The sequence below is a fragment of the Streptomyces sp. NPDC048288 genome (genome assembly GCF_043201555.1).
In the GTDB taxonomy this organism is placed as follows: domain Bacteria; phylum Actinomycetota; class Actinomycetes; order Streptomycetales; family Streptomycetaceae; genus Streptomyces.
Map to the genome: position 1 here is coordinate 56,707 of NZ_JBICZD010000012.1, position 21,373 is coordinate 78,079.

The window sequence follows — 21,373 nt, forward strand, 5'->3', positions numbered from 1 at the left end:
GGGCGGGCAGGCCGGATGCTGTGGCGGCGGGTTTCCCCTCGGCGGCCCGTACGACACAGGCCACCGGGTTCTCCGGGGGCCTCGACCGCGGTGCGGTGCGCCGCGAAGGAGAATCTCCGTGAACGTGACGACACCGGCGAGCGCGCCGGTCGAGCGGCGGGCGGCCACCATCGTCATGGCCTGCCTGGGCGTCTTCGTCGCCTATCTTCCTGTCACCACCGTCTCCGTGAGCCTGCCCGCCCTGCAGGCGGCGCTGAACGCCTCGACGGCGCAACTGTCGTGGGTGCAGGACGCGTTCGTGCTGCCCATGGCCGCGTTCATCCTGACCGCCGGCGTCTTCGGCGACGTCCACGGGCGCAAGAAGGTCTTCCAGGCCGGGCTGCTGTTCTCGGCGGCGGGCGCGGTCACCGCCCTGTGCGCGCACTCGATCGAGGTCGTCTGGGCCGGCCAGGCGCTGGCCGGGATCGGCGCGGCCGCGCTGCTGCCCACGACCCTGGCGCTGATCAGCCACGCGGTGCCGGACCACCGGGAGCGCGGCAAGTACATCGGCATATGGGCCACCTGCCTGATGGCGGCCCTGGCGGTCGGGCCGATGATCGCCGGGGTGGTCGTCGCGCACTTCTCCTGGCGCTGGATCTATCTGCCGTCCGTCCCCGTCGCGCTGCTCGCCGTCGCCGTCGCGGCCAGGCGGCTGACCGACTCCCGGGCTCCGCACGGCCGCCGGCTGGACTGGCCGGGCCAGCTCACCGCCACGCTCGCGGTCACCGCGCTGGTGTACGGCGTGATCGAGGGCGGCGCGGACTCGTTCACCGGCGTCAAGGTGATGGTGGCGCTGTTCACGGCCGTGGTCGCGGGTGTCGCCTTCGTGCTGGTGGAGCGGCGCAGCGACAGCCCGATGCTGGACCTGAGCCTGTTCCGCAGCCCGGCCTTCACCGCCACCACGCTGGTCGCGATGATCAGCTTCCTGGCGATGATCGGGTTCTTCTTCGTGCTCAGCCTCTACTTCGGCATGGTGCAGCGGCTGGACACCCTGGAGGCCGGGTGGCGGCTGCTGACCGTCACCGGGGCGGCCCTGCTGGTCGGCGGCCCCGCCGGACGCCTGATGCACCGGATCTCCGCGCGGGTGATGATCACCGGCGGTCTGCTGCTCGTCGCCGCCTCCCAGTTCGCGCTGACCGGCCTTGCCGCCGACACCTCCTTCGCCTCGGCGGCCTGGCGGCTGGCTCTGCTCGGCCTGGGCATGGGCTTCGTGATGACGCCCATGACGGCGACCGCGGTGGCCTCCGTGCCGTACCAGCTGGCCGGCATGGCGGCGGCCGGCAACAACGCCTTCCGGCAGGTCGGCGGCGCCCTCGGCCCGGCCGTGCTGGGCGCGCTGCTCAGCACCCGGGCGATCGACGCGCTCCCCGGTCACCTCACCGAGGCGGGTGTCACCGGCGCGACCCAGGACCGTATCGTCACGACCGCGCAGTCGGACGGCCTCGGCGCGGTCGCGGACCTGAACCTGGGGGCCCGTACCGGCCAGGCGATGGGCGCGCTGGGCGACTCCTTCCTCGACGGCATGCGGCTGTGCCTGGTCACGGCGGGCAGCCTCACCCTGCTGGCCGCCCTGGTCGCGGCGGTCCTGCTGCGCGCTCCCCGGCAGACGCCGACCCTCAGGGCGGCGGGACACACCACCCAGGAGAAGGCCCCGGCCGTACAGGACGCCTGACGGCGCCGGCCGTCGGCCCGGCGGCTCACCGCACCAGGCAGGGCCGCTTGGCGTCGAAGCTCCAGCCCTCCACGAGGTACCGCATCGCGGCCGCGTCGTCCCGGCCCGCGCCGAGACCGAGTTCCTCGTGGACGGCGTGGGCGGCGAGCAGCCGGTCCCGGTCGAGGCGGAGGCCGAGCCCGGGGGCGTCGGTGACGGCGACCTCGCCGCCGACGATCCTCGGGGGCTCCGCGGTGAGCCGCTCCCGGCCCTCCTGCCAGATCCAGTGGGTGTCCAGGGCGTTGTACTCGCCGGGGGCGGCGGCCCCGCAGTGGGCCATCATGGCCAGCGAGATGTCGAAGTGGTTGTTGGAGTGGCAGCCCCAGGTCAGCCCCGTCTCGTGGCAGAGCTGGGCCACCCGCACCGATCCGCTCAGGGTCCAGAAGTGCGGGTCCGCGAGCGGGATCGACACCGACTGCAGGGCGAGCGCGTGGGTGAGCTGCCGCCAGTCGGTGGCGATCATGTTGGTCGCGGTGGGCAGCCCGGTGGCCCGGCGGAACTCGGCGAGGATCTCCCGCCCGGAGTAGCCGTCCTCGGCACCGCAGGGGTCCTCGGCGTAGGCGAGCGTGCCGAGCAGCGGCCGGCACAGCTCGACGGCCTCCCGCAGCGACCAGGCGCCGTTCGGGTCGAGGGTGATCCGGGCCTCAGGGAACCGCTCCTTCAGCGCCTGTACGGCCTTGACCTCCTCGGCGCCGGCCAGGACCCCGCCCTTGAGCTTGAAGTCCCGGAAGCCGTAGTGGTCGTAGGCCGCCTCCGCCTGCCGGACGATCGCCTCCGGGGTGAGCGCCTCCTCGTGGCGGATCCGGTACCACTCCACGTCGGCGCCGGGTTCGCGCGGGTAGTCCAGGTCGGTGCGGTCGGGGTCGCCGACGTAGAAGAGATAGCCGAGGACGCGGACCGAGTCGCGCTGCTTGCCGTCGCCGAGCAGGGCGGCGACGGGCACCTCCAGATGCTGCCCGAGCAGGTCGAGCAGGGCGGACTCGACGGCGGTGACGGCGTGCACGGTGGTGCGCAGGTCGAAGGTCTGCTCGCCGCGTCCGCCCGCGTCCCGGCCGCCGAACGCCTCGCCCATCGCCCGCAGCACCCGCTTGTGGTCGCCCGGTCGCGCACCGAGCACCAGGGGCTCCGCGTCCCGCAGGGTGCGCGTGATCGCCTCCCCGCCCGGCACCTCACCGAGCCCCGTCCGCCCCTCGGAGTCCTCGACGACCACCACATTGCGGGTGAAGTACGGGGCGTGGGCGCCGGAGAGGTTGAGCAGCATGGAGTCCCGGCCCGCCACCGGGTACACGGAGAAGCGGGTGACGACGGGCTGGCTCATGGGCGAACGTCCTTACCGGAGAGGGGAGACGGGGCTTACACGCCGAGGGCGTCGAGGATCTGTTCCATGAGCAGGACACCGCCCAGGCCCAGGACCGCGAGCACGGTCGTGTAGGTCGTACGGGCCTTGATGGCGTCCAGGACCGACAGGTTGAAGTACTCCTTGAACATCCAGAAGCCCGGGTCGTTGACGTGGGAGAAGGCGATCGAGCCGCAGGAGACGGCGAGGACCATGAGTTCAGGATGGACCCCGCTGCCCGCGAGCAGCGGCAGGACGACACCGGAGGCGGTGACCACGGCGACGGTGGCCGAACCGAGCGCGACCCGCAGAATGGCGGCGATCAGCCAGGCCAGGATGATCGGCGATATGGACCAGCCGTCGGTGAAGTCCTTGATGTAGTCGGAGATCCCGCCGTCGACGAGCACCTGCTTGAACGCGCCGCCGGCCCCGATGACCAGCAGGATCATCGCCATCGCCGCCGCGGCCTCGCGGCAGGAGCGGGCGACCTCCTCCATGGTGCGTCCGACGCGCGGCCCGAACGCCCACAGGGAGACGAGCAGGGTGAGCAGCAGGGCGACCGGGGCGGAGCCCACGAAGTCGACGAGGTGGATCGCCGGGGTGTCGGCGGAGGTGGCGAGGTCGGTGATCGCCGCTCCCGCGATCAGGACGACGGGCAGCAGCGCGATCGCCAGTGACCAGCCGGTGCCGGGCATCTCCTCGTCCTCGAAGACGCGCTCGCTCACCAGCCCCTTGGGCACCTCGGGGTTCATCGCCCGCACGAACGGCAGCCGGGGCCACACCAGGGCGATCAGCGCGCCGACCGGGACGGCGATGAACAGGCCGTAGAACAGGGTGAGTCCGGCGGAGGCGTGGAAGGCGGCCGCGACCGCGGTCGGGCCCGGGTGCGGGGGCAGGAAGCTGTGCATGGTGGAGAGGGCGATGGACATCGGCAGGCCGACCCAGAGCAGGTTCGACCGGGTGACCCGGACGAGGGTGAAGGCGACCGGGACGATGATGACGAACGCGGCCTCGTAGAACATCGTGACACCGATGATCATGGCCGTGACCACCATGGCCACCTGCACCCCGCGCGGGCCGCTGATCGCCAGCAGCCTGCCGGCGATGCGCTGGGCCGCGCCGGAGTCGCCCATCACCCGGCCGAGCATGGCGCCGAGGCCGATGGTGAGCATCGTGTCACCGATCTGCCCGCCGATGCCCTCCGAGAGGGTGTCCGGGATCTTCTCCAGCGGGATCCCCCGGACCACGGCCACCCCGACGGCGACGACCAGCAGCGCGACGAAGCCGTTCAGCCGGAGCTTCGTCATCAGGAAGAGCAGGACCAGGACGCTGATCCCTACGACGACCAGAGGCAAGCCAGTTCTCCTTTGAACTGGGCGTCACGTCCATATGCCTGAATGACGCCTGCATACAGAGACTGCATCTACGTATGGAGACGGAGGCTAGGGATCCGGACATGCTCAGGTCAATGGGTGTGCGGGAGGAATCCGAGGTCACCCGGAGACCGGCGGCTCCACCAGGAACACGGTGAGCCATTCGGCGTCCGCCGCGTGGTAGCCCAGCTCGGTCAGCGTGCGGGACGCGGCCCGCATGTGCTCGGCGCCGTAGACGACGCCGACGGTGAAGCCTCCGGACCGCTCGTCCCAGGCCCGGTGGGCGTCGGTCAGGGCCCGGGTGAGCAGCCGGTCCCTGCGGCGCACCACCAGATCGTCCAGGCCGGGCAGGGCGTCCTGCGCCGCCTCCTCGGCATCGGTCAGCAGATCCTCGGTCGTCAGATGGCGGGCGAGATAGCGGCGGGTGCCGAACATCCGCATGCCCGCCACCATCGCGGGCACCACCGCGGCCAGCATCACCCGCTCCTGCAACGGCAGCCGCCGGAAGCCGTGTTCGAACTCCGCCCCGCTCATGTCGGGGTTGATCACGGGCACCCCGAGGGAGTCGAAGTCGATGTCCTGCACAACGAGCCCGAGCCGCTCGTGCCCGTCCAGCCGGGCGTACGAGGCCACCAGCGCGTCCGCGCCCGGCGACCCCTCCCCCACCCCCTCCGCGACCACCAGGTCGCAGCGCTCCCGCAGCCGGGAGGTGACCTCGCGGTAGAACCGGGCCTCGCCCAGATGGATCATCGGGAAGAGCAGGAACTCCAGCCCCGAGCCCGGCCGCCGGAACCGGATGACGGCGGAGCGCACCCCCGCCAGCCCGGTCACCTCGATGAACTGCATCCGGCACCGCCCCCGTCCCCCGGTCCCAGGGTAGGGGCGCGAGCCGCGATCCCGTCCCGTCCGGGAAGCAACTCCCCGCCCCGCCCTCAGCCGTCGGCGCCACACGGTCCCCGTGGACGGCCGGATCCGCGGTGAGGACGACGAGCAGCGGAGTGCTCGCCGAAGGCATCGCGGCCACGGGCCCGTTCGGCCGCCGAGCTGCTGCCGGGCGGCCCGCGCAGCGCCTCGGCCCGGCGCTGCTCCGCCTCCGCCGGCCGGACCCGGCTCTCGGCCGCCCGCACCTTCCGGCTCCGCAGTCCGACGGTGACCACCACCAGCGGGGTTCGACACCGAAGGGGGTGTGCGGGACCCCGGGTCCGTACGGCCGACGGCGCCGTGCACGGAGTGGATCAACGACCGCTGCTGGACGGGCCGGTGACGAGGCGTGAGACTGAGGGGATCGCATGCCCCGGCCCCCAGGACGGTGACCATGGACGACAGGACGGCGCCTCCACGCGTCGAGCTGACCCCGCAGGCGGCCGAACTGGTGCGCCGGCTGCACGACGAGCACGGCCCGCTGATGTTCCATCAGTCCGGCGGCTGCTGCGACGGCAGCGCGCCCATGTGCTACCCGGACGGCGAGTTCCGTACCGGCGGCTCGGACGTGCTGCTGGCCGAACTCGCGGTGGACGGGGTCGCGGAGCCGGTCACCTTCTGGATGTCCCGCAGCCAGTACGAGGTCTGGAGCCACACCCGGCTGATCGTGGACGTGGTCCCCGGACGAGGGAGCGGTTTCTCGCTGGAGGCACCCGAGGGGGTGCGTTTTCTCACCCGTTCTCGCGTAGTAGACGTCTAGCAGACCTGTAGGTCACTCACGTCTGCTGCACTGCCCCCTGATATCCGCGGAAGTCGACGAGACATCAGGGGGTGCGGTGACGCATCGTCAGAGACGATTTGCAGCGACGACCCGAACTCTGTTCAAGATCGCCACGACGTCCGGCGTGCTGGCCGGTGCGGCCCTCGCGGGGGCGGCACCGGCCGGCGCCGCGTCGGGCGCCGGCCGGATCTCGTCCGGTGTCAGCTACCGGCAGTTCGACGTCCCGGCGGCCAAGGGCACGGTCCACGCCCATCTGCTGACCGTGGACCTGACCAACCCGCACGTCCGCGTGGACCTGCTCCACCCGGACGCGGTGGCCGCCCGGGCCCAGGTGTCGGCGATGGCGGACGCGGCGGGCGCGGTCGCCGGTGTGAACGGCGACTTCTTCAACATCACCGAGACCCAGCACCCTGGGGTCGCGGCGACCGGTGCGAGCGTCGGCCCGGCGATCGCCCAGGGCCGGCTGCTCAAGGCGGCGGTGCCGACGGCCCAGCGGTTCGGGCCCTCCCTGCCGCCCGGCACGGACACCACCGACGTCCTCGGCGTCGGCGTGGACCGCCGGGCCCGGCTGGACCGGCTGACCCTCGTCGGCACGGTCCGCACCCCCGACGGGAACCTCGCGCTGCGCGGCCTCAACCAGTACGCGCTGGCGCAGGACTCCATCGGCGCCTACACCCCCGCCTGGGGCACCGTCTCCCGCAAGCGCGCCACCTGCGGCTCGGACACCAGCCGGGCGGCCGGCTGCAGCACGGACACCTACGAGGTGCGGATCCGCGACGGGAAGGTCGTCGCCACGTCCGCCACCCCGGGCAGCGGCGCCATCGCGGCCGGTACGACCGTCCTGCTGGGCCGGGAGGCGGGCGCGGACAAGCTGCGCACGCTCACCAAGGGCGAGCGGGTCACGGTACGGAAGTGGATGATGACGTCGGCCTCCAGGATCCCCTACCGCTTCGCGGTCGGCGGCTACCCGGTGCTGCGCGACGGACAGCCGCTGGCCGGCCTGAACAACACCACCTCGGCCGTGCGCACCGCCGCCGGCTACACGACCGGCGGCCACCAGCTCCTGCTCCTCGCCCTGGACGGCGCGGCCGCCTACCGCAGCGGCATGACCATCGCCGAAGTGGCCGACGAGATGCGGGAGTTGGGCGCGTCCGACGCGTTCAGCCTGGACGGCGGCGGCTCCACGACACTGGTGGCCCGCACCGCGGGGGCGAAGACGGTGAGCGTGCTCAACCACCCGACCGACAGCCCGGAGCGCGCCGTGGCCAACGGGATCGGGGTCTTCTGGAAACCCTGACCGCCCGGCTCACGGCCGCAGACTGCCGACCAGGTCGGCGGTCGCCGTCAGCCCGCTGCTGATGGTGGGCGCCATGCTGGTACTGGCCAGATAGAAGCCGAGCAGCATGCAGACCAGGGCGTGCGAGATCTTCAGCGCGCCCTGGCGCATGAAGAGCACCGCCAGAAACAGGAGCAGCAGCACCACAGAGATGGAAACGGCCATCGCGAACCTCCTCCGCCACGCCCATTTCGAGGCGTTCGGCCGCAAGTGTGGCGTAGCGGAGGGTTGGTCCGTGCGGTTGACACGTCCCCCGATCGAGTGGTGTTACGACCCCTGGTGGGCGTCCAGGAAGGCCTCCAGGCCCGCCAGGTCGTCGGTGTTGAAGTAGTCGACACCGGCGACGAGCAGTTCACCCCACAGCGCGTCGCGCGCCGGTCCGGCGACGTCCGGGGTGGCCCAGAACCGCACCTTCTGCCCGTTCGCGTGCGCCTCGGCGATGATCCCGCGCAGCTTCTGCCGCTCGGCCTCGGGGAACTCGCCCTCGCCCAGCCAGGTGAAGTTGAGGGTCCAGTTGTCGCTGATCAGCGGGACGAAGGAGGCGGGCGCCGAGGTGCCGAGGTCGGTGAGCCGGCCGTCGTAGAAGGCCCGGCGCACGGTCTGCGCCTCCATCGGCGTACGCGCCGCCCGGTCACCGGAGATGACGTTGGTGACGGCACCGGGGACGACCCGGCCGTGCGCGTACGTCGTGAACAGGTGCTTGTAGCGCCGCAGATGACGGTCGAGTTCCAGATACGTCGAGGAGCCCTCGGTCTTGATGTCGATCAGCAGCTGCAGCGGCTGCCGCCACCCCCGGTACACCGAACCGTGGTTGGCCTTCACGAGCGCGGCCAGCGGGTCGAGGTAGAGGGATTCGAGGGTGCGGCTCGGGTCGAGGTCGTCCACGGTGTGGCCGATGAGCAGCTGGTCGCCGACGAGGAAGATGTCGGCCTCGACGCTGCCGAAGCGGTGGCCGAGGGCGTCGAAGAGGGGGTGGGTGTGCTCGTAGTCGTTGTGGGCGTGCGCACGCCACAGCGGCCGCGGGCCGCGGTGACCGCCGCCCGCCCAGGCCTGCCCGGGCAGCACGACGGCACCGGCGAGCGCGGCGCCGAGGGTGGTGAGGGCTCTGCGACGGGTGGTGAGGGCCATGATGCTCTGCCTCCCTTGTAGGGCCATGAGGAACCAAAGGGAGTATCTGTTCGAGCAAGGCCCAATGGGCCCATCTGCGCAGGGAGTTGGCTGGACTGCCACCCCCGGTTCACTTCATACGCCCCCCGACAGCAGCGCCCCGAAGGGGCGCGGGGAACTGCGCGACCAGCCCCCACGCACCCGCGGCCGAAAACCGTTACATCACGGCATCTGAAGATCGACCAGAGCGGCCAGGGCTTCCCGATGCGCCCCCGCCGTACCGAAAGCGATCGAATCCGCCTTCGCCCGCTTCAGATACAGATGGATCGGGTGCTCCCAGGTCATGCCGATGCCCGCATGCAACTGCAGCGCCTCCTCAGCCGCCCGCACGGCAACCGGCGCCGCGTACGCCTGCGCAACGGCGACCAGAACATCCGCATCTACGCCGGAGGCAAGTGCATCGGCGGCCCCCCGCGCGGCGGCCCGCAGATTGACGACCTCCAGCCACAGCTGCGCCAGCCGGTGCTTGAGCGCCTGGAACCCGCCCACCGGCCGGTTGAACTGCTTGCGCTCCTTGAGGTAGCGCACGGTCTCGGTCAACGCCCACTCGGCGACACCGAACTGCTCGGAGGCCAGCAGCCCGGCCCCGGCCCGCAGCGCACGCCGTACCGCGGGCCCGGCATCGCCCACGCGCCGCCCCGCCGCCCCGTCGAGGGTGACCGCGGCGAGCGGCCGGGTGAGATCGAAGGCGATCTGCGGGGTCACGCTCACCGCGTCCGCGGCGACCGCGTACAGCCCGCCGTCGTCCCCCGGCACCAGCAGCACATCCGCGGCGACGGCGTCCGCGATCCCGGTCAGCTCACCGGTCAGCCGCCCGTCCTCGACCCGTACGGCCTGGAACGCGGCCCCCGGGGCGACCTGCAGCCCCACCGCCAGTACCCCGATCGTCCGCCCGGACGCCAGCTTCCCGAGCAGCTCCTCGTCACCGCACTCCAGCAGCGCCTCCGTCGCCACCACCGCACTGGTCAGATAGGGCACGGGCGCCACGGCCCGCCCCAACTCCTCCAGGACGACGGCGACTTCGCGGTGCGAGGCGCCCTGGCCGCCCAGCTCCTCCGGGACCAGCAGCCCGGCGAGCCCCATGCCGTCCGCGAGGGCCTTCCAGGCCGCGAGGTCGTGCGGGGCGTCCGACTCGGTGCGGGCGATGACGCCCGGCGCGTCGCAGTGGTCGGCGAGCAGGTCCCGTACGGCCGCCCGCAGCGCCTCTTCCTCCTCCGCATACAGCAGGTCGGTCATCGGGAGAGGTCCTTCCATGCGACGTCCTTGTCGGTGCGCGGCTCCGAGGGCAGGCCCAGGACGCGTTCGGCGACGATGTTCAGCAGGACCTCGCTGGTCCCGCCCTCGATGCTGTTGCCCTTGGCGCGGAGGTAGCGGTAGCCCGCGTCCCGGCCCACGAAGTCGACGAGTTCGGGCCGGCGCAGGGTCCAGTCGTCGTACAACAGGCCTTCCTCGCCCCGGAGTTCGACCTCCAGGCCGCTGATCTCCTGGTTGAGGCGGGCGAAGGCGAGTTTCATGCCGGCGCCCTCGGGTCCTGGCTGTCCGGCGACCAGCTGCTGGCGCAGCCGTTCGGCGGTGAGCCGGGCGACCTCGGACTCGACCCAGAGCTTCAGCAGCCGCTGGTGCAGGTCGTGGGTGCGCAGTTCGGGGCGTTCGCGCCAGGTCTTCGCGACCGGGCCGATCATGCCGCCCTCGCGGGGCAGCCGCATGCCGCCGATGGCGACGCGCTCGTTGTTGAGCGTGGTCTGGGCGACCCGCCAGCCGTCGCCGATCTCGCCGAGGCGGTGGGCGTCGGGGACGCGGACGTCGGTGAGGAAGACCTCGTTGAACTCGGCCTCGCCGGTGATCTGCCGCAGCGGGCGGACGTCCACGCCCGGGTCGGTCATGTCGCAGACGAAGTAGGTGATGCCCGCGTGCTTGGGCACGCTCGGGTCGGTGCGGGCGATGAGGATGGCCCAGCGGGCGTTGTGGGCGCCGGACGTCCACACCTTCTGCCCGTTGACGACCCAGTCGTCGCCCTCACGCACCGCCCGGGTGCCGAGCGCGGCCAGGTCGGAGCCGGCGCCGGGCTCGCTGAACAGCTGGCACCAGACCTCCTCGCCGATCCACAGCGGCCGCAGGAAGCGCCGCTTCTGCTCCTCCGTGCCGTACTTGAGGATGGTCGGCGCGGCCATGCCGAGCCCGATGCCGTTGCGGCGGGAGTCGTTGTCGGGGGCGCCGGCGGCCTCCAGTTCGGCGTCCACGACGGCCTGGAGGGAGCGGGGCGCGCCGAGGCCGCCGAGGCCCTCCGGGTAGTGCACCCAGGCGAGTCCCGCGTCGAAGCGGGCCTTGAGGAAGTCGAGCCGATCGGTGGTCTCCACCGGATACGCGGCCAGCAACTCGGCGGTGCGGCGCTGGAGTTCGGCGGCGTCGGTCATGCTGCGGCTCCGTTCGGTACGACGGTGACCCGGCCGGTGGTGACACCGTCGCCGACCCGCTGCACGGCAGCCGCGGCCTCGGTCAGCGGCACCCGCTCGCTCACCAGCGGCTTGATGGCGCCGCTCGCGGCCAGTTCGGTGAGCTGCTCGTGGCAGTGCAGGATCAGCTTGGGGTTCTTGGTGGCGTACAGGCCCCAGTGCAGGCCCAGGATGGAGTAGTTCTTCACCAGGGCGTGGTTGAGCGCCGGGCTCGGGATGGTGCCGCTGGCGAAGCCGACGACCACGATCCGGCCCTCGAAGGCGACGACCTTGGTGGACTGGGTGTAGGCCTCGCCGCCGACCGGGTCGTAGATCACGTCCGCGCCCCGCCCGCCGGTGGCCGCCTTCACGGCGGCGACGACGTCCTCGGAGCGCCGGTCGATGACGACGTCACAGCCCTGCTCGCGGGCGACGGCGGCCTTGTCGGCCCCGCCGACGACACCGATCACCGTCGCCCCGGCGGCCTTGCCGAGCTGCACGGCCGCGCTGCCGACCCCGCCGGCGGCGGCGTGCACCAGGAGCGTCTCGCCGGCCTGGAGCGCCGCCCGGCGGTGCAGGGCGAACCAGCCCGTCTGGTAGCCGACGTGGAGCGCGGCGGTCTCGGCGTCGTCCAGCGCGTCCGGCGCGGGCAGCAGGGCCGCGGCGTCCGCGACCGCGTACTCGGCGAAACCGCCGTGCGGCAGCACGGGGTTGGCGATCACGCGGCGCCCGTCCTCGGTCTCGCCGCAGATCTCCACGCCGGGGGTGAACGGCAGCGGCGGGCGCACCTGGTAGTGGCCCCGGCACATCAGCACGTCCGGGAAGTTGATGTTGGCGGCACGCACCTTGAGCAGCACCTGGCCGTCGCCGGGCGTGGGCCGCTCCACCTCCTGGAGCCGCATCACCTCGCTCGGCTCGCCGTTCTCGTGCACTTGCCATGCCTGCATGCGGTGCCTCCACGGGACTGCGTCGACTGCGTCGTCTGACCGGGGTCCACCGCATACTAAGCGGTCGCTTGCCATCGAGGGAACCGTGTCCGAGGTAACAGCGGATCCGTCACGCCTGCTTCGGCCGCGCCCGCACATGCATCCGCTCCCCCTGCGGCCCGAACAGGCTGAGGAACTCCACCGGCCCCTCTCCCGTCGACCCGAACCAGTGCGGCACCCGGGTGTCGAACTCCGCCGCCTCCCCCGCCGCGAGGACGACGTCGTGGTCGCCCAGCACCAGGCGCAGCTTCCCCGACAGCACGTACAACCACTCGTAGCCCTCGTGGGTTCGGGGCTCGGGGTCGAGTTTCCGCTTCGGTTCCACGACCTTGAAGGCCTGCAGTCCGCCCGGCTGCCGGGTCAGCGGCCAGAAGGTGCGGCCGTAGCGCTCCATGGGCTTGGCCCGCACCCGGGGGTCGCCGACCGACGGGGCGCCGACCAGTTCGTCCAGGGGCACCTGGTGGGCCTGCGCGATCGGCAGCAGCAGTTCCAGGCTGGGCTTGCGCAGCCCCGCCTCCAGCCGGGAGAGGGTGCTGACCGAGATGCCGGTGGTCTCGGAGAGGGCGGCCAGGGTGACCTCTCGCTCCTTCCGGATCCGGCGCAGCCGGGGGCCCACCCCCGCGAGAACGTCGTCCGTCGTCATGACCGTATTGCAGTTTCGGCAAAGACGTTTGTCAATCCGGCAGGCGGTGCGCGACCGTCGGCCCCGGAGGTGGTCACCGTGACCGATACGTACGAGGTGGTCGTCGTCGGAGGCAGCGCGGCCGGGCTGTCCGCCGCGCTGGTGCTGGGCCGGGCCCGGCGCCGCACCCTGGTGGTCGACGCGGGCGAGCCGCGCAACGCCCCCGCCGCCCATATGCAGGGCTTCCTGACCCGGGACGGCATGCCGCCCGGGGAGTTCCTGGCCCTGGGCCGGGAGGAGATCGCCCGGTACGGGGTGGAGCTGGTCCGGGACCGGGCGGTGGACGCCACCGGAGTCGACGACGGTTTCACCGTGTCGCTGGCCGGTGGCCGTACGGTCCGGGCCCGGCAGCTGGTCGTGGCCACCGGCCTGAAGGACGAGCTGCCGCCGGTGCCCGGGGTCGCCGAGCGGTTCGGCCGGGATGTGCTGCACTGCCCGTACTGCCACGGGTGGGAGGTCCGCGACCAGGCGTTCGGTGTGCTCGCCGCGACGGCGATGAGCGTGCACCAGGCGCTGATGGTCACCCAGTGGTCCAAGGACGTGACCCTCTTCCTGCACCAGGTCCGGGAGGCCGAGCTGACCGACGACGATCTGCGCCGGCTGGCCGTGGCCGGGGTGCGCGTGGTGCCCGGCGAGGTGGCGGGACTGCGGATCGAGGACGACCGGCTCACGGGCGTACGGCTGGCGGAAGGCAGCGTGCACGCGCGGGAGGCCCTCTTCGTCGCCCCGCGACCGGTACCGCGCAACGACCTGCTCAGGGCGCTGGGCGCGGAGATGACGGAGACCCCCTTCGGCGCCTACCCCGTGATCGACGAGCGCGGTCTGACGACCGTGCCGGGGCTGTGGGCGGCGGGCAACGCGAGCGGGTTCGCCGAGCAGGTGGTCAACGCGGCGAGCCGGGGCTACCGCGCCGGCGCGGCGATCAACGGCGAGCTGCTCTTCACCGACCTGGACGCGGCCGTGCGGGTGTAGGCGGGTGTGGTTCGGCCACACCCGTTGCACCATGGCTGCATGCTGCTGACCCGGCTCGCCGAAGTGTCCCGGGAGGTGGCCGCCACCGCGGCCCGGTCCCGCAAGACCGCGCTGCTCGCCGAACTCTTCCGGGAGACGGCCCCGGACGACGTACCGATCGTCATCCCCTACCTGGCCGGACGGCTCCCGCAGGGCCGGCTCGGCGTCGGCTGGAAGGTGCTGGGCCGGCCGGTCCCGCCGGCCGCCGAACCCTCCCTCACCGTGCGTGAGGTCGACGCCCTGCTGACCGGGCTGGGCAAGGTCTCCGGTCCGGGCTCGCAGGCCGAGCGCGCCCGGATCGTGGGCGAGTTGCTGGGCGCGGCGACCGCGGACGAGCAGCGCTTCCTGCTGGGGCTGATCGGCGGCGAGGTGCGGCAGGGCGCCCTGGACGCGGTGGCCGTGGAGGGGCTCGCGCGGGCGACCGGCGCGGACCCGGCGGACGTCCGCCGGGCGGTGATGCTCGCCGGGTCCCTGCAGACGGTGGCCGGGGCGCTGCTGGCGGAAGGGCCGCCGGCCCTCGCCCGGTTCCGGCTCACCGTGGGCCGCCCGGTGCTGCCCATGCTGGCGCACACCGCGTCCTCGGTGACGGAGGCGGTGGCGAAGCTGGGCGCCTGCGCGGTCGAGGAGAAGCTGGACGGCATCCGGGTCCAGGTCCACCGGGACGGCGACACCGTCCGCGTCTTCACCCGCACCCTGGACGACATCACCGACCGCCTCCCCGAGGTGACGGCCGCCGCCCGGGAGCTGGCGGGCGACCGGTTCGTGCTGGACGGCGAGGTGATCTCCCTCGACTCCGACGGCCGCCCCCGTTCCTTCCAGGAGACGGCGGGCCGGGTCGGCTCCCGGACGGACGTGGCGAAGGCGGCCCGGGAGGTACCGGTCTCCCCCGTCTTCTTCGACGCGCTCTCGGTCGACGACCACGACCTCCTCGACCTCCCCTTCGCCGAACGGCACGCGCGGCTGGCCCGCCTGGTCCCCGAGCCGATGCGGGTGCGCCGGGCGCTGGTGCCGGGGCCCGGGGACACGACGGCCGCGGCGGACACCGCGGCGGCCGAGGACTTCCTCGCGGCGACCCTGGCCCGCGGCCACGAGGGCGTGGTCGTCAAGGCGCTCGACTCCCCCTACAGCGCGGGCCGCCGGGGCGCCTCCTGGCTGAAGGTCAAGCCGGTGCACACGCTCGACCTGGTCGTCCTGGCCGCCGAGTGGGGGCACGGACGGCGCACCGGCAGGCTCTCCAACCTCCACCTCGGCGCCCGCACCCCGGACGGCTCCTTCGCCATGCTCGGCAAGACCTTCAAGGGCCTCACCGACGCCCTGCTGGAATGGCAGACCGCCCGCCTCAAGGAACTGGAGGTCTCGGACGACGGCTGGGTGGTGACCGTACGCCCCGAACTCGTGGTCGAGATCGCCTACGACGGCCTGCAGCGGTCCACCCGCTACCCCGCCGGGGTCACCCTGCGCTTCGCCCGCGTCGTCCGCTACCGCGAGGACAAGCGGCCCCAGGAGGCCGATACCGTGGAGACCCTGCTGGCCGCCCACCCGGAGGTACGGCCGTGACGGAACCGAGGCGAAGCGCCGGACTGCTGTTGTTCCGGCATAGCGACAACGGCCTTGAGGTGTTGCTCGGCCATATGGGCGGCCCGTTCTTCGCGAAGAAGGACGCCGGTGCGTGGACCGTCCCCAAGGGCGAGTACGAGCCCGACGAGCCCGCCTGGGACGCGGCCCGCCGCGAGTTCCAGGAGGAGCTGGGCCTGCGGCCGCCGGACGGCGAGGCGATCGGACTCGGCGAGGTCCGCCAGACCAACGGCAAGATCGTCACGGCGTGGGCGATCGAGGCCGACCTGGACCCGGCCGCGATCGCCCCCGGCACCTTCGTGATGGAGTGGCCACCGCGCTCGGGCCGCATCCAGGAGTTCCCCGAACTCGACCGGGTGGCCTGGCTCACCCCCGACCGCGCCCGTGAGCTGATCGTCAAGGCCCAGTCCGCCTTCCTCGACCGCCTGGCGCAGCACACCCGCTGAACAGCGCCCCCTACGTTGCGATCGGCCCGGCCGCGCGGGAAGGTCGAGGGGGTGTCCGGCGGATCAGGTCGGCTGAAAGAAACGGTGCCGTCCGGCCGGGCCGAGCGGCGCACCAGACCCCGCGACGCCGGCATGATCCGCCGGACACCCCCTAGCAAGCCCGCTCCCAGGGAGGTCAGCCATGCCCATCGCCACGGTCAATCCGGCGAACGGCGAGACGCTCGAAATGTTCGAGGCCATGGACGAGGACGAGCTCGAACGCCGGCTCGAACTCGCGGAGGCCACGTTCCGCACGTACCGCACGAGCGCCTTCGCGGAGCGCGCCCGGCTGCTGCACCGGGCCGCCGACCTGCTGGACGCGGACCAGGAGGACATCGCGCGCACGATGACCACGGAGATGGGCAAGCCGGTCAAGCAGGCCCGCGCGGAGGCCGCGAAGTGCGCGAAGGCGATGCGCTGGTACGCCGACCACGCGGAGGAGCTGCTGGCCGACGAGGAGCCGGCCGAGACGGACGTGAAGGACTCCGGCGCGTCCCGGGTCCGGGTGCGGTACCGGCCCATCGGCCCGGTGCTCGCCGTGATGCCGTGGAACTTCCCGCTCTGGCAGGTCGTCCGCTTCGCCGCGCCCGCGCTGATGGCGGGCAACGTGGGCCTGCTCAAGCACGCGTCGAACGTCCCGCGGACCGCCCTGTACCTGGAGGACCTGTTCCACCGGGCGGGCTTCCCCGAGGGCTGCTTCCAGACCCTGCTGATCGGCGCCGGGGCGGTCGACGACGTCCTGCGCGACGAGCGGGTGCGGGCGGCGACGCTCACCGGCAGCGAGCCCGCGGGCCGCGCGGTCGCCGCCACCGCCGGGGAGATGATCAAGAAGACGGTGCTGGAGCTGGGCGGCAGCGACCCCTACGTGGTGATGCCCTCGGCGGACATCGACCGCGCCGCACGGATCGCGGTCACCGCGCGCGTGCAGAACAACGGGCAGTCCTGCATCGCCGCGAAGCGGTTCATCGTGCACACGGCCGTCTACGACGCGTTCGCCGAGCGGTTCGTGGCGGCCATGGCGGCGCTGCGCACGGGCGATCCGATGGACGAGGGCACGGACGTCGGGCCGCTGGCGAGCGAGCAGGGGCGCAAGGACCTGGAGGAACTGGTCGAGGACGCCAGGCGGTCGGGTGCCGAGGTGCTGTGCGGCGGGCAGCGGCCGGACGGGCCCGGCTGGTACTACCCGCCGACCGTCCTCGCCGGGATCCACCGCGACATGCGCATCCACCGCGAGGAGGCGTTCGGGCCGGTGGCCACGCTGTACCGGGCCGGAGACCTGAACGAGGCGGTGCTCATCGCGAACGACTCGCCCTTCGGGCTGAGTTCGAACGTGTGGACGCGGGACGAGGCCGAGGTGGACCGGTTCGTCCGGGACCTGGAGGCCGGCGGCGTGTTCGTCAACGGCATGACCGCCTCCCACCCGGCGTTCCCCTTCGGCGGCGTGAAGCGGTCCGGATACGGCCGTGAGCTGTCCGGGCACGGAATCCGGGAGTTCTGCAACATCACCACCGTTTGGCAGGGTGCGTGAGGGTCGCGCGACTACGATCCCCGGTGTGAACCGCGAAGTGACTCTGCCTCTGATCGTCGACGACAGCGGTACCTTGCAGGTGGCCGCGGCCGATGTGAGTAAGTTGTTGCGGACCATGGGCGGGCGGTGGCTGCGTCTGGTGGAGGCCGGGGAGAGCGGGCTGGACGAGGACACGGTGGCGGCGCTGACGATCGAGCTGGCGAAGCTCGCGGATCGGATCGACGTGGCTTGTATCGCCCACAGCAGTGGGGAGTGAGGGTCGTTCGGCGGGTGCGGGTGGTTCGTGGTTGCTCGCGCAGTTCCCCGCGCCCCTAAAAGCGGGTTTGTCCAGCCAGCGACGTCCAGAACATCTGCTCGTACGACTGGAGCAGGCGGCCGTAGGCGTAGACGCGCCCCTCGTCCAATTGACCGGTGTCCAGTCCCGCCTGAACCGCTGCCTCTGCCTGCCGGTCCAGCGCCGGGGCCGGTGCCGCGAAGAAGTCGAAGAAGCCGCATGCCCCGTCGGTGAAGCCGTAGTGGGTGCGCAGGGCCTGCGCGATGGTCGCGCAATAGGTGCCCCACGTAGCGAAGTTGGCCGTGATGGCCAGGACGGCGTCCGTCGGGGCCGCGTTCAGGGCGAGCCAGGAGATGTACGCCGGGTACGCCTGGCAGCCCGGTAGGGGCTCGTACGCTTGCATGCGCCGCTCATCCACTTCGCACGCCACCATGAACGCGCCCAGCCGCTCTGCCGCCAGTTCCTCGCCCTCGGCCAGCATGGTGAAGAACCCGGCGGCCGCGGGCTCCTCGGCGGCGCGCTGCGCCAGATGCACGAACGCGCGCCGGTCGGCGGGAATCACGTGGTGTTGTTCCAGGGCCAGGACGGCGAGTGTCTCCAGACTCGCCCGGCCACTGGCGACGGGGGGAACAAATGGATTCGCGTTGGGGTCCGGGGCCAGCTCTGACCTGGTCGTTTTCAGCAGTTCCGCAGCCGTGCGGGGCATCGCACCCTCCTCGTCGGGATTCATCGGCGCTGCTCCGACCCTGACACGGGGTCACCGGTTCGGAGTAGTCCGGCGAGAGATCATCGCCCTCACGGGTGATCGTGAGAAAACCACCTCCTGAGGTGAACCACCTTCTGGCCGGCGGGGTCAAAACCCGCCGGAAGGCTGAAAGCAGGCACGGTTCATGGCGACTTTGTGCAAGCCCTCAGTGTCGGTCCCGGAGTACGTGATCACGATGGAGGAGACGCTGGAACTGGCGCGCTCCCACCACGAGAACCACCCGCAGCTGCCGTTGGCGCTGAGACTGATCGAGAACACGGGCGTTCGCACCCGGCACATCGTGCAGCCGATCGAGGAAACCCTCAAGCACCCCGGCTTCGAGGAGCGCAACAAGCTCTACGAGGTCGAGGCGAAGGCCCGGGTCCCCGCAGTCATCCAGCGGGCACTCGACGACGCCGAACTGCTCACCAGCGACATCGACGTGATCATCTACGTCTCGTGCACGGGCTTCATGATGCCCTCGCTCACGGCGTGGCTGATCAACGAGATGGACTTCGACTCCACCACCCGCCAGATCCCCATCGCCCAGCTGGGGTGCGCGGCCGGCGGAGCGGCCATCAACCGGGCGCACGACTTCTGCTCGGCGTACCCGGACGCCAACGCGCTCATCGTGGCCTGCGAGTTCTGCTCGCTGTGCTACCAGCCGACCGACCTCGGCATCGGCTCGCTCCTGTCCAACGGCCTCTTCGGTGACGGCATCGCCGCCGCCGTGGTCCGCGGCAAGGGCGGCAACGGCGTCGAGCTCGAACGCAACGGCTCGTACCTGATCCCGAAGACCGAAGAGTGGATCATGTACGACGTCCGGGCCACCGGGTTCCACTTCCTGCTGGACAAGCGGGTCCCGGCGACCATGGAGCCGCTCGCTCCGGCCCTGCAGGACCTCGCGGGACTGCACGGCTGGGACGCCTCCGACCTGGACTTCTACATAGTCCACGCCGGCGGGCCGCGGATCCTGGACGACCTGAGCAAGTTCCTCCAGGTCGATCCGCACGCGTTCCGGTTCAGCCGGGCCACGCTCACCGAGTACGGCAACATCGCCAGCGCCGTCGTCCTGGACGCACTGCGCCGGATGTTCGACGAGGGCGGTGCCGAGCACCGGGCGCGCGGCCTGCTCGCCGGGTTCGGTCCCGGCATCACCGCGGAAATGTCGCTGGGTCGCTGGCGGCGTTCGGACGAAGAGGCGGCATAACCGAGATGACGCTCACCGAACCGCTCGACCCCGCGGACGAGGCCGACGGCGAGGTCACCTGTCCGGTCCGGCACTGGGAGGTGCCGGACCTGGCGGGGGTGGACTTCGACCCCACCCTGGCCGAGCTGATGCGGGAGGGACCGGTGACCCGGATCCAGCTCCCCAACGGCGAGGGCTGGGCGTGGCTGGTCACCCGGTACGACGACGTACGGATGGTGGCCAACGACCCCCGGTTCAGCCGTGAGGCCGTGATGGAGCAGCCGGTCACCCGGCTCGCCCCGCACTTCATCCCGGACCGCGGCGCGGTCGGCTTCCTGGACCCGCCCGACCACACGCGGCTGCGCCGCTCGGTGGCCTCCGCGCTCACCACCAAGGGCGTGGAGCGGGTCCGGGAGAAGGCCCGTCTGATGCTGGACGAGCTCGTCGACGAGCTGGTCCAGGACGGGCCGCCCGCCGATCTCACGGCGACGGTCCTGAGCCCGTTCCCCATCGCGGTGATCTGCGAGGTGATGGGCGTGCCGGCCGCCGACCGGCACACCATGCACATCTGGACCCAGCTGATCCTCTCCTCCTCGCACGGCAAGGAGGTCAGCGAGAAGGCCAAGCGCGAGATGGGCGCCTACTTCGCCGACCTGATCGGGCTGCGGGAGACCAGCACGGGCGAGGACGTGTGCTCGCTGCTGGGCCCCGCGGTGGCCCGGGGCGAGGTCACCCTGGAGGAGGCCGTCGGTCTGGCCGTCCTCCTCCAGATCGGCGGCGAGGCGGTCACCAACAACAGCGGGCAGATGTTCTACCTGCTGCTGACCCGCCCCGACCTCCTCGACCGGCTGCGCACCGACCCGGCGATCCGCCCCCGGGCGATCGACGAGCTGCTGCGCTACATCCCGCACCGCAGCGCGGTCGGGCTCTCCCGGATCGCCCTGCGGGACGTGGAGATCAAGGGCGTACGGATCCGCGCGGGCGATCCGATCTACGTCTCGTACCTGGCCGCCAACCGCGACCCGGACGTCTTCCCGGACCCCGAGACGATCGACCTCACCCGCAGTCCCAACCCGCATGTGTCCTTCGGGTTCGGCCCGCACTACTGTCCCGGCGGCCAGCTCGGCAGGCTGGAGGAGGAACTCCTCGTCGACGCCCTGCTGGACCGGCTGCCCGGGCTGCGGCTCGCCGTGCCCCCGGAGCAGGTGCCCTTCAGAAAGGGCGCGCTGATCCGGGGACCCGAGGCCCTTCCGGTGACCTGGTGAGTGGCCCATGACCACGACCGAGGGACTCCTCGTACCACCCGGACACGGGCGCGTGGTCCACACGCCGGCCCAGCGGGTCACCTTCAAGGTGACCGGCACGCACTCGCGGATGGCCTCCACCTTCGAGGTGGAGGTCCCCCCGGGCTTCGACGTGGGCGCCCATGTGCACACCCGCAGCGAGGAGTTGTTCTACGTCCTCGAAGGCGAGCTGGACGTCCTCGCCTTCGAGCCCCGCATCCGCACCCCCGACAACTGGCAGCGCTGGGAGTCCGGTTCGGGCACCAGGGTGGTCCGGGCCACCCCGGGCACGGTGATCGTCGTACCACCGGGATGCCCCCACGCCTTCGCCAACCCCACGGAGACCCCGGCGAGGATGTTCTTCCAGGCCTCGCCACCACCCGACCACGAGCGCTACTTCGAGGAACTCCTGGAAATCCTCGACAGCGAAGGCCCTCCGAACCACGAGGCCATCGAGCAACTCCGCAAGCGCTACGACATCGAACAGCTCACCCCTCTGAAGCACCGGTGACTGTGCCA

Annotated in this window: 21 protein-coding genes; 11 read left to right on the forward strand and 10 right to left on the reverse strand. The window is 71.9% G+C overall.

Going from position 1 to position 21,373, the window contains the following annotated elements; translation table 11 throughout:
• Nucleotides 1-118: 118 nt before the first annotated feature.
• Nucleotides 119-1,711: an MFS transporter gene (locus ACGFZS_RS36460; RefSeq protein ID WP_393798704.1), complete on the forward strand. Its 1,593-nt coding sequence runs from the start codon at nucleotides 119-121 to the stop codon at nucleotides 1,709-1,711.
• A 25-nt stretch (nucleotides 1,712-1,736) separates the two neighbouring features.
• Here the strand turns inward: ACGFZS_RS36460 and ACGFZS_RS36465 are convergent, their stop codons facing one another.
• From ACGFZS_RS36465 to ACGFZS_RS36475, 3 genes are all read right to left on the reverse strand, one after another.
• Nucleotides 1,737-3,068 (reverse strand): enolase C-terminal domain-like protein, encoded by a 1,332-nt coding sequence (locus ACGFZS_RS36465; RefSeq protein WP_393798705.1) that lies wholly within the window; start codon nucleotides 3,066-3,068, stop codon nucleotides 1,737-1,739.
• 35 nt (nucleotides 3,069-3,103) lie between these two features.
• On the reverse strand, nucleotides 3,104-4,441 hold the full coding sequence (locus tag ACGFZS_RS36470) for a gluconate:H+ symporter (protein ID WP_393798706.1): 1,338 nt from the start codon (nucleotides 4,439-4,441) through the stop codon (nucleotides 3,104-3,106).
• 138 nt (nucleotides 4,442-4,579) lie between these two features.
• A complete protein-coding gene (locus ACGFZS_RS36475; protein WP_393798707.1) occupies nucleotides 4,580-5,305 on the reverse strand; it encodes a hypothetical protein in 726 nt (241 codons plus the stop codon).
• Between the two features lie 469 nt (nucleotides 5,306-5,774).
• On the opposite strand from ACGFZS_RS36475, the gene ACGFZS_RS36480 reads away from it, so the two are divergent.
• Both ACGFZS_RS36480 and ACGFZS_RS36485 read left to right on the forward strand, forming a co-directional pair.
• On the forward strand, nucleotides 5,775-6,140 hold the full coding sequence (locus tag ACGFZS_RS36480; RefSeq protein ID WP_359222398.1) for a DUF779 domain-containing protein: 366 nt from the start codon (nucleotides 5,775-5,777) through the stop codon (nucleotides 6,138-6,140).
• A 76-nt stretch (nucleotides 6,141-6,216) separates the two neighbouring features.
• Nucleotides 6,217-7,458 carry a phosphodiester glycosidase family protein gene (locus ACGFZS_RS36485; protein ID WP_393798708.1) on the forward strand — a complete coding sequence of 414 codons (1,242 nt, stop codon included), beginning with the start codon at nucleotides 6,217-6,219 and terminating at the stop codon, nucleotides 7,456-7,458.
• 9 nt (nucleotides 7,459-7,467) lie between these two features.
• Here the strand turns inward: ACGFZS_RS36485 and ACGFZS_RS36490 are convergent, their stop codons facing one another.
• The 6 genes from ACGFZS_RS36490 to ACGFZS_RS36515 all read right to left on the reverse strand — a co-directional run bounded on the left by ACGFZS_RS36490 (nucleotide 7,468) and on the right by ACGFZS_RS36515 (nucleotide 12,725).
• Nucleotides 7,468-7,662 carry a hypothetical protein gene (locus ACGFZS_RS36490; protein WP_355720240.1) on the reverse strand — a complete coding sequence of 65 codons (195 nt, stop codon included), beginning with the start codon at nucleotides 7,660-7,662 and terminating at the stop codon, nucleotides 7,468-7,470.
• 102 nt (nucleotides 7,663-7,764) lie between these two features.
• Nucleotides 7,765-8,625 (reverse strand): phosphatidylinositol-specific phospholipase C/glycerophosphodiester phosphodiesterase family protein, encoded by an 861-nt coding sequence (locus ACGFZS_RS36495; protein ID WP_393798709.1) that lies wholly within the window; start codon nucleotides 8,623-8,625, stop codon nucleotides 7,765-7,767.
• A gap of 201 nt (nucleotides 8,626-8,826) precedes the next feature.
• On the reverse strand, nucleotides 8,827-9,900 hold the full coding sequence (locus tag ACGFZS_RS36500) for an acyl-CoA dehydrogenase family protein (protein WP_393798884.1): 1,074 nt from the start codon (nucleotides 9,898-9,900) through the stop codon (nucleotides 8,827-8,829).
• Complete coding sequence (locus tag ACGFZS_RS36505; RefSeq protein WP_393798710.1) at nucleotides 9,897-11,078, reverse strand: acyl-CoA dehydrogenase family protein; 1,182 nt, start codon at nucleotides 11,076-11,078, stop codon at nucleotides 9,897-9,899. The genes ACGFZS_RS36500 and ACGFZS_RS36505 overlap by 4 nt, the downstream gene beginning before the upstream one ends.
• The gene (locus ACGFZS_RS36510) at nucleotides 11,075-12,043 is read right to left on the reverse strand and encodes an NADPH:quinone oxidoreductase family protein (RefSeq protein WP_355720251.1); all 969 of its coding nucleotides are present in this window, start codon (nucleotides 12,041-12,043) and stop codon (nucleotides 11,075-11,077) included. Before ACGFZS_RS36510 ends, ACGFZS_RS36505 begins: the two co-directional genes overlap by 4 nt.
• A gap of 109 nt (nucleotides 12,044-12,152) precedes the next feature.
• Entirely contained in the window at nucleotides 12,153-12,725 is a 573-nt protein-coding gene (locus ACGFZS_RS36515; protein ID WP_355720254.1) for an XRE family transcriptional regulator, read from the reverse strand.
• Nucleotides 12,726-12,803: 78 nt separating this feature from the next.
• Here ACGFZS_RS36515 and ACGFZS_RS36520 point away from each other — a divergent pair, with 78 nt between their 5' ends.
• The 5 genes from ACGFZS_RS36520 (at nucleotide 12,804) to ACGFZS_RS36540 (ending at nucleotide 17,619) form a co-directional block, all read left to right on the forward strand.
• Entirely contained in the window at nucleotides 12,804-13,736 is a 933-nt protein-coding gene (locus tag ACGFZS_RS36520; protein WP_393798711.1) for an NAD(P)/FAD-dependent oxidoreductase, read from the forward strand.
• 39 nt (nucleotides 13,737-13,775) lie between these two features.
• Nucleotides 13,776-15,332, forward strand: coding sequence for an ATP-dependent DNA ligase (locus tag ACGFZS_RS36525; RefSeq protein WP_393798712.1), 1,557 nt, complete (start codon nucleotides 13,776-13,778; stop codon nucleotides 15,330-15,332).
• Nucleotides 15,329-15,796: an NUDIX domain-containing protein gene (locus tag ACGFZS_RS36530; protein ID WP_393798713.1), complete on the forward strand. Its 468-nt coding sequence runs from the start codon at nucleotides 15,329-15,331 to the stop codon at nucleotides 15,794-15,796. Before ACGFZS_RS36525 ends, ACGFZS_RS36530 begins: the two co-directional genes overlap by 4 nt.
• Before the next feature lie 181 nt (nucleotides 15,797-15,977).
• On the forward strand, nucleotides 15,978-17,363 hold the full coding sequence (locus tag ACGFZS_RS36535; protein ID WP_393798714.1) for an NADP-dependent succinic semialdehyde dehydrogenase: 1,386 nt from the start codon (nucleotides 15,978-15,980) through the stop codon (nucleotides 17,361-17,363).
• Nucleotides 17,364-17,388: 25 nt separating this feature from the next.
• On the forward strand, nucleotides 17,389-17,619 hold the full coding sequence (locus ACGFZS_RS36540) for a DUF6213 family protein (protein WP_359219442.1): 231 nt from the start codon (nucleotides 17,389-17,391) through the stop codon (nucleotides 17,617-17,619).
• Between the two features lie 55 nt (nucleotides 17,620-17,674).
• Here the strand turns inward: ACGFZS_RS36540 and ACGFZS_RS36545 are convergent, their stop codons facing one another.
• The gene (locus ACGFZS_RS36545; RefSeq protein ID WP_393798715.1) at nucleotides 17,675-18,367 is read right to left on the reverse strand and encodes a transcriptional regulator; all 693 of its coding nucleotides are present in this window, start codon (nucleotides 18,365-18,367) and stop codon (nucleotides 17,675-17,677) included.
• Nucleotides 18,368-18,527: 160 nt separating this feature from the next.
• Between ACGFZS_RS36545 and ACGFZS_RS36550 the strand changes: the two genes are divergently transcribed.
• From ACGFZS_RS36550 to ACGFZS_RS36560, 3 genes are read left to right on the forward strand one after another with little or no spacing between them, the layout of a single operon-like run.
• Nucleotides 18,528-19,592, forward strand: a complete 1,065-nt coding sequence (locus tag ACGFZS_RS36550) for a type III polyketide synthase (protein ID WP_355720275.1) — start codon at nucleotides 18,528-18,530, stop codon at nucleotides 19,590-19,592.
• Nucleotides 19,589-20,836, forward strand: coding sequence for a cytochrome P450 (locus ACGFZS_RS36555; protein WP_393798885.1), 1,248 nt, complete (start codon nucleotides 19,589-19,591; stop codon nucleotides 20,834-20,836). Before ACGFZS_RS36550 ends, ACGFZS_RS36555 begins: the two co-directional genes overlap by 4 nt.
• Before the next feature lie 7 nt (nucleotides 20,837-20,843).
• The gene (locus tag ACGFZS_RS36560) at nucleotides 20,844-21,365 is read left to right on the forward strand and encodes a cupin domain-containing protein (protein ID WP_393798716.1); all 522 of its coding nucleotides are present in this window, start codon (nucleotides 20,844-20,846) and stop codon (nucleotides 21,363-21,365) included.
• The last annotated feature ends 8 nt before the right edge of the window (nucleotides 21,366-21,373 follow it).

Excerpts from the sequence above, each read along its gene's own strand:
- ACGFZS_RS36465 (WP_393798705.1), bottom strand. The coding sequence starts at position 3,068 with ATGAGCCAGCCCGTCGTCACCCGCTTCTCCGTGTACCCGGTGGCGGGC.
- ACGFZS_RS36475 (WP_393798707.1), bottom strand. The coding sequence starts at position 5,305 with ATGCAGTTCATCGAGGTGACCGGGCTGGCGGGGGTGCGCTCCGCCGTC.
- ACGFZS_RS36480 (WP_359222398.1), top strand. The coding sequence starts at position 5,775 with ATGGACGACAGGACGGCGCCTCCACGCGTCGAGCTGACCCCGCAGGCG.
- ACGFZS_RS36490 (WP_355720240.1), bottom strand. The coding sequence starts at position 7,662 with ATGGCCGTTTCCATCTCTGTGGTGCTGCTGCTCCTGTTTCTGGCGGTG.
- ACGFZS_RS36495 (WP_393798709.1), bottom strand. The coding sequence starts at position 8,625 with ATGGCCCTCACCACCCGTCGCAGAGCCCTCACCACCCTCGGCGCCGCG.
- ACGFZS_RS36500 (WP_393798884.1), bottom strand. The coding sequence starts at position 9,900 with ATGACCGACCTGCTGTATGCGGAGGAGGAAGAGGCGCTGCGGGCGGCC.
- ACGFZS_RS36505 (WP_393798710.1), bottom strand. The coding sequence starts at position 11,078 with ATGACCGACGCCGCCGAACTCCAGCGCCGCACCGCCGAGTTGCTGGCC.
- ACGFZS_RS36510 (WP_355720251.1), bottom strand. The coding sequence starts at position 12,043 with ATGCAGGCATGGCAAGTGCACGAGAACGGCGAGCCGAGCGAGGTGATG.
- ACGFZS_RS36515 (WP_355720254.1), bottom strand. The coding sequence starts at position 12,725 with ATGACGACGGACGACGTTCTCGCGGGGGTGGGCCCCCGGCTGCGCCGG.
- ACGFZS_RS36525 (WP_393798712.1), top strand. The coding sequence starts at position 13,776 with ATGCTGCTGACCCGGCTCGCCGAAGTGTCCCGGGAGGTGGCCGCCACC.
- ACGFZS_RS36535 (WP_393798714.1), top strand. The coding sequence starts at position 15,978 with ATGCCCATCGCCACGGTCAATCCGGCGAACGGCGAGACGCTCGAAATG.
- ACGFZS_RS36545 (WP_393798715.1), bottom strand. The coding sequence starts at position 18,367 with ATGAATCCCGACGAGGAGGGTGCGATGCCCCGCACGGCTGCGGAACTG.
- ACGFZS_RS36550 (WP_355720275.1), top strand. The coding sequence starts at position 18,528 with ATGGCGACTTTGTGCAAGCCCTCAGTGTCGGTCCCGGAGTACGTGATC.
- ACGFZS_RS36560 (WP_393798716.1), top strand. The coding sequence starts at position 20,844 with ATGACCACGACCGAGGGACTCCTCGTACCACCCGGACACGGGCGCGTG.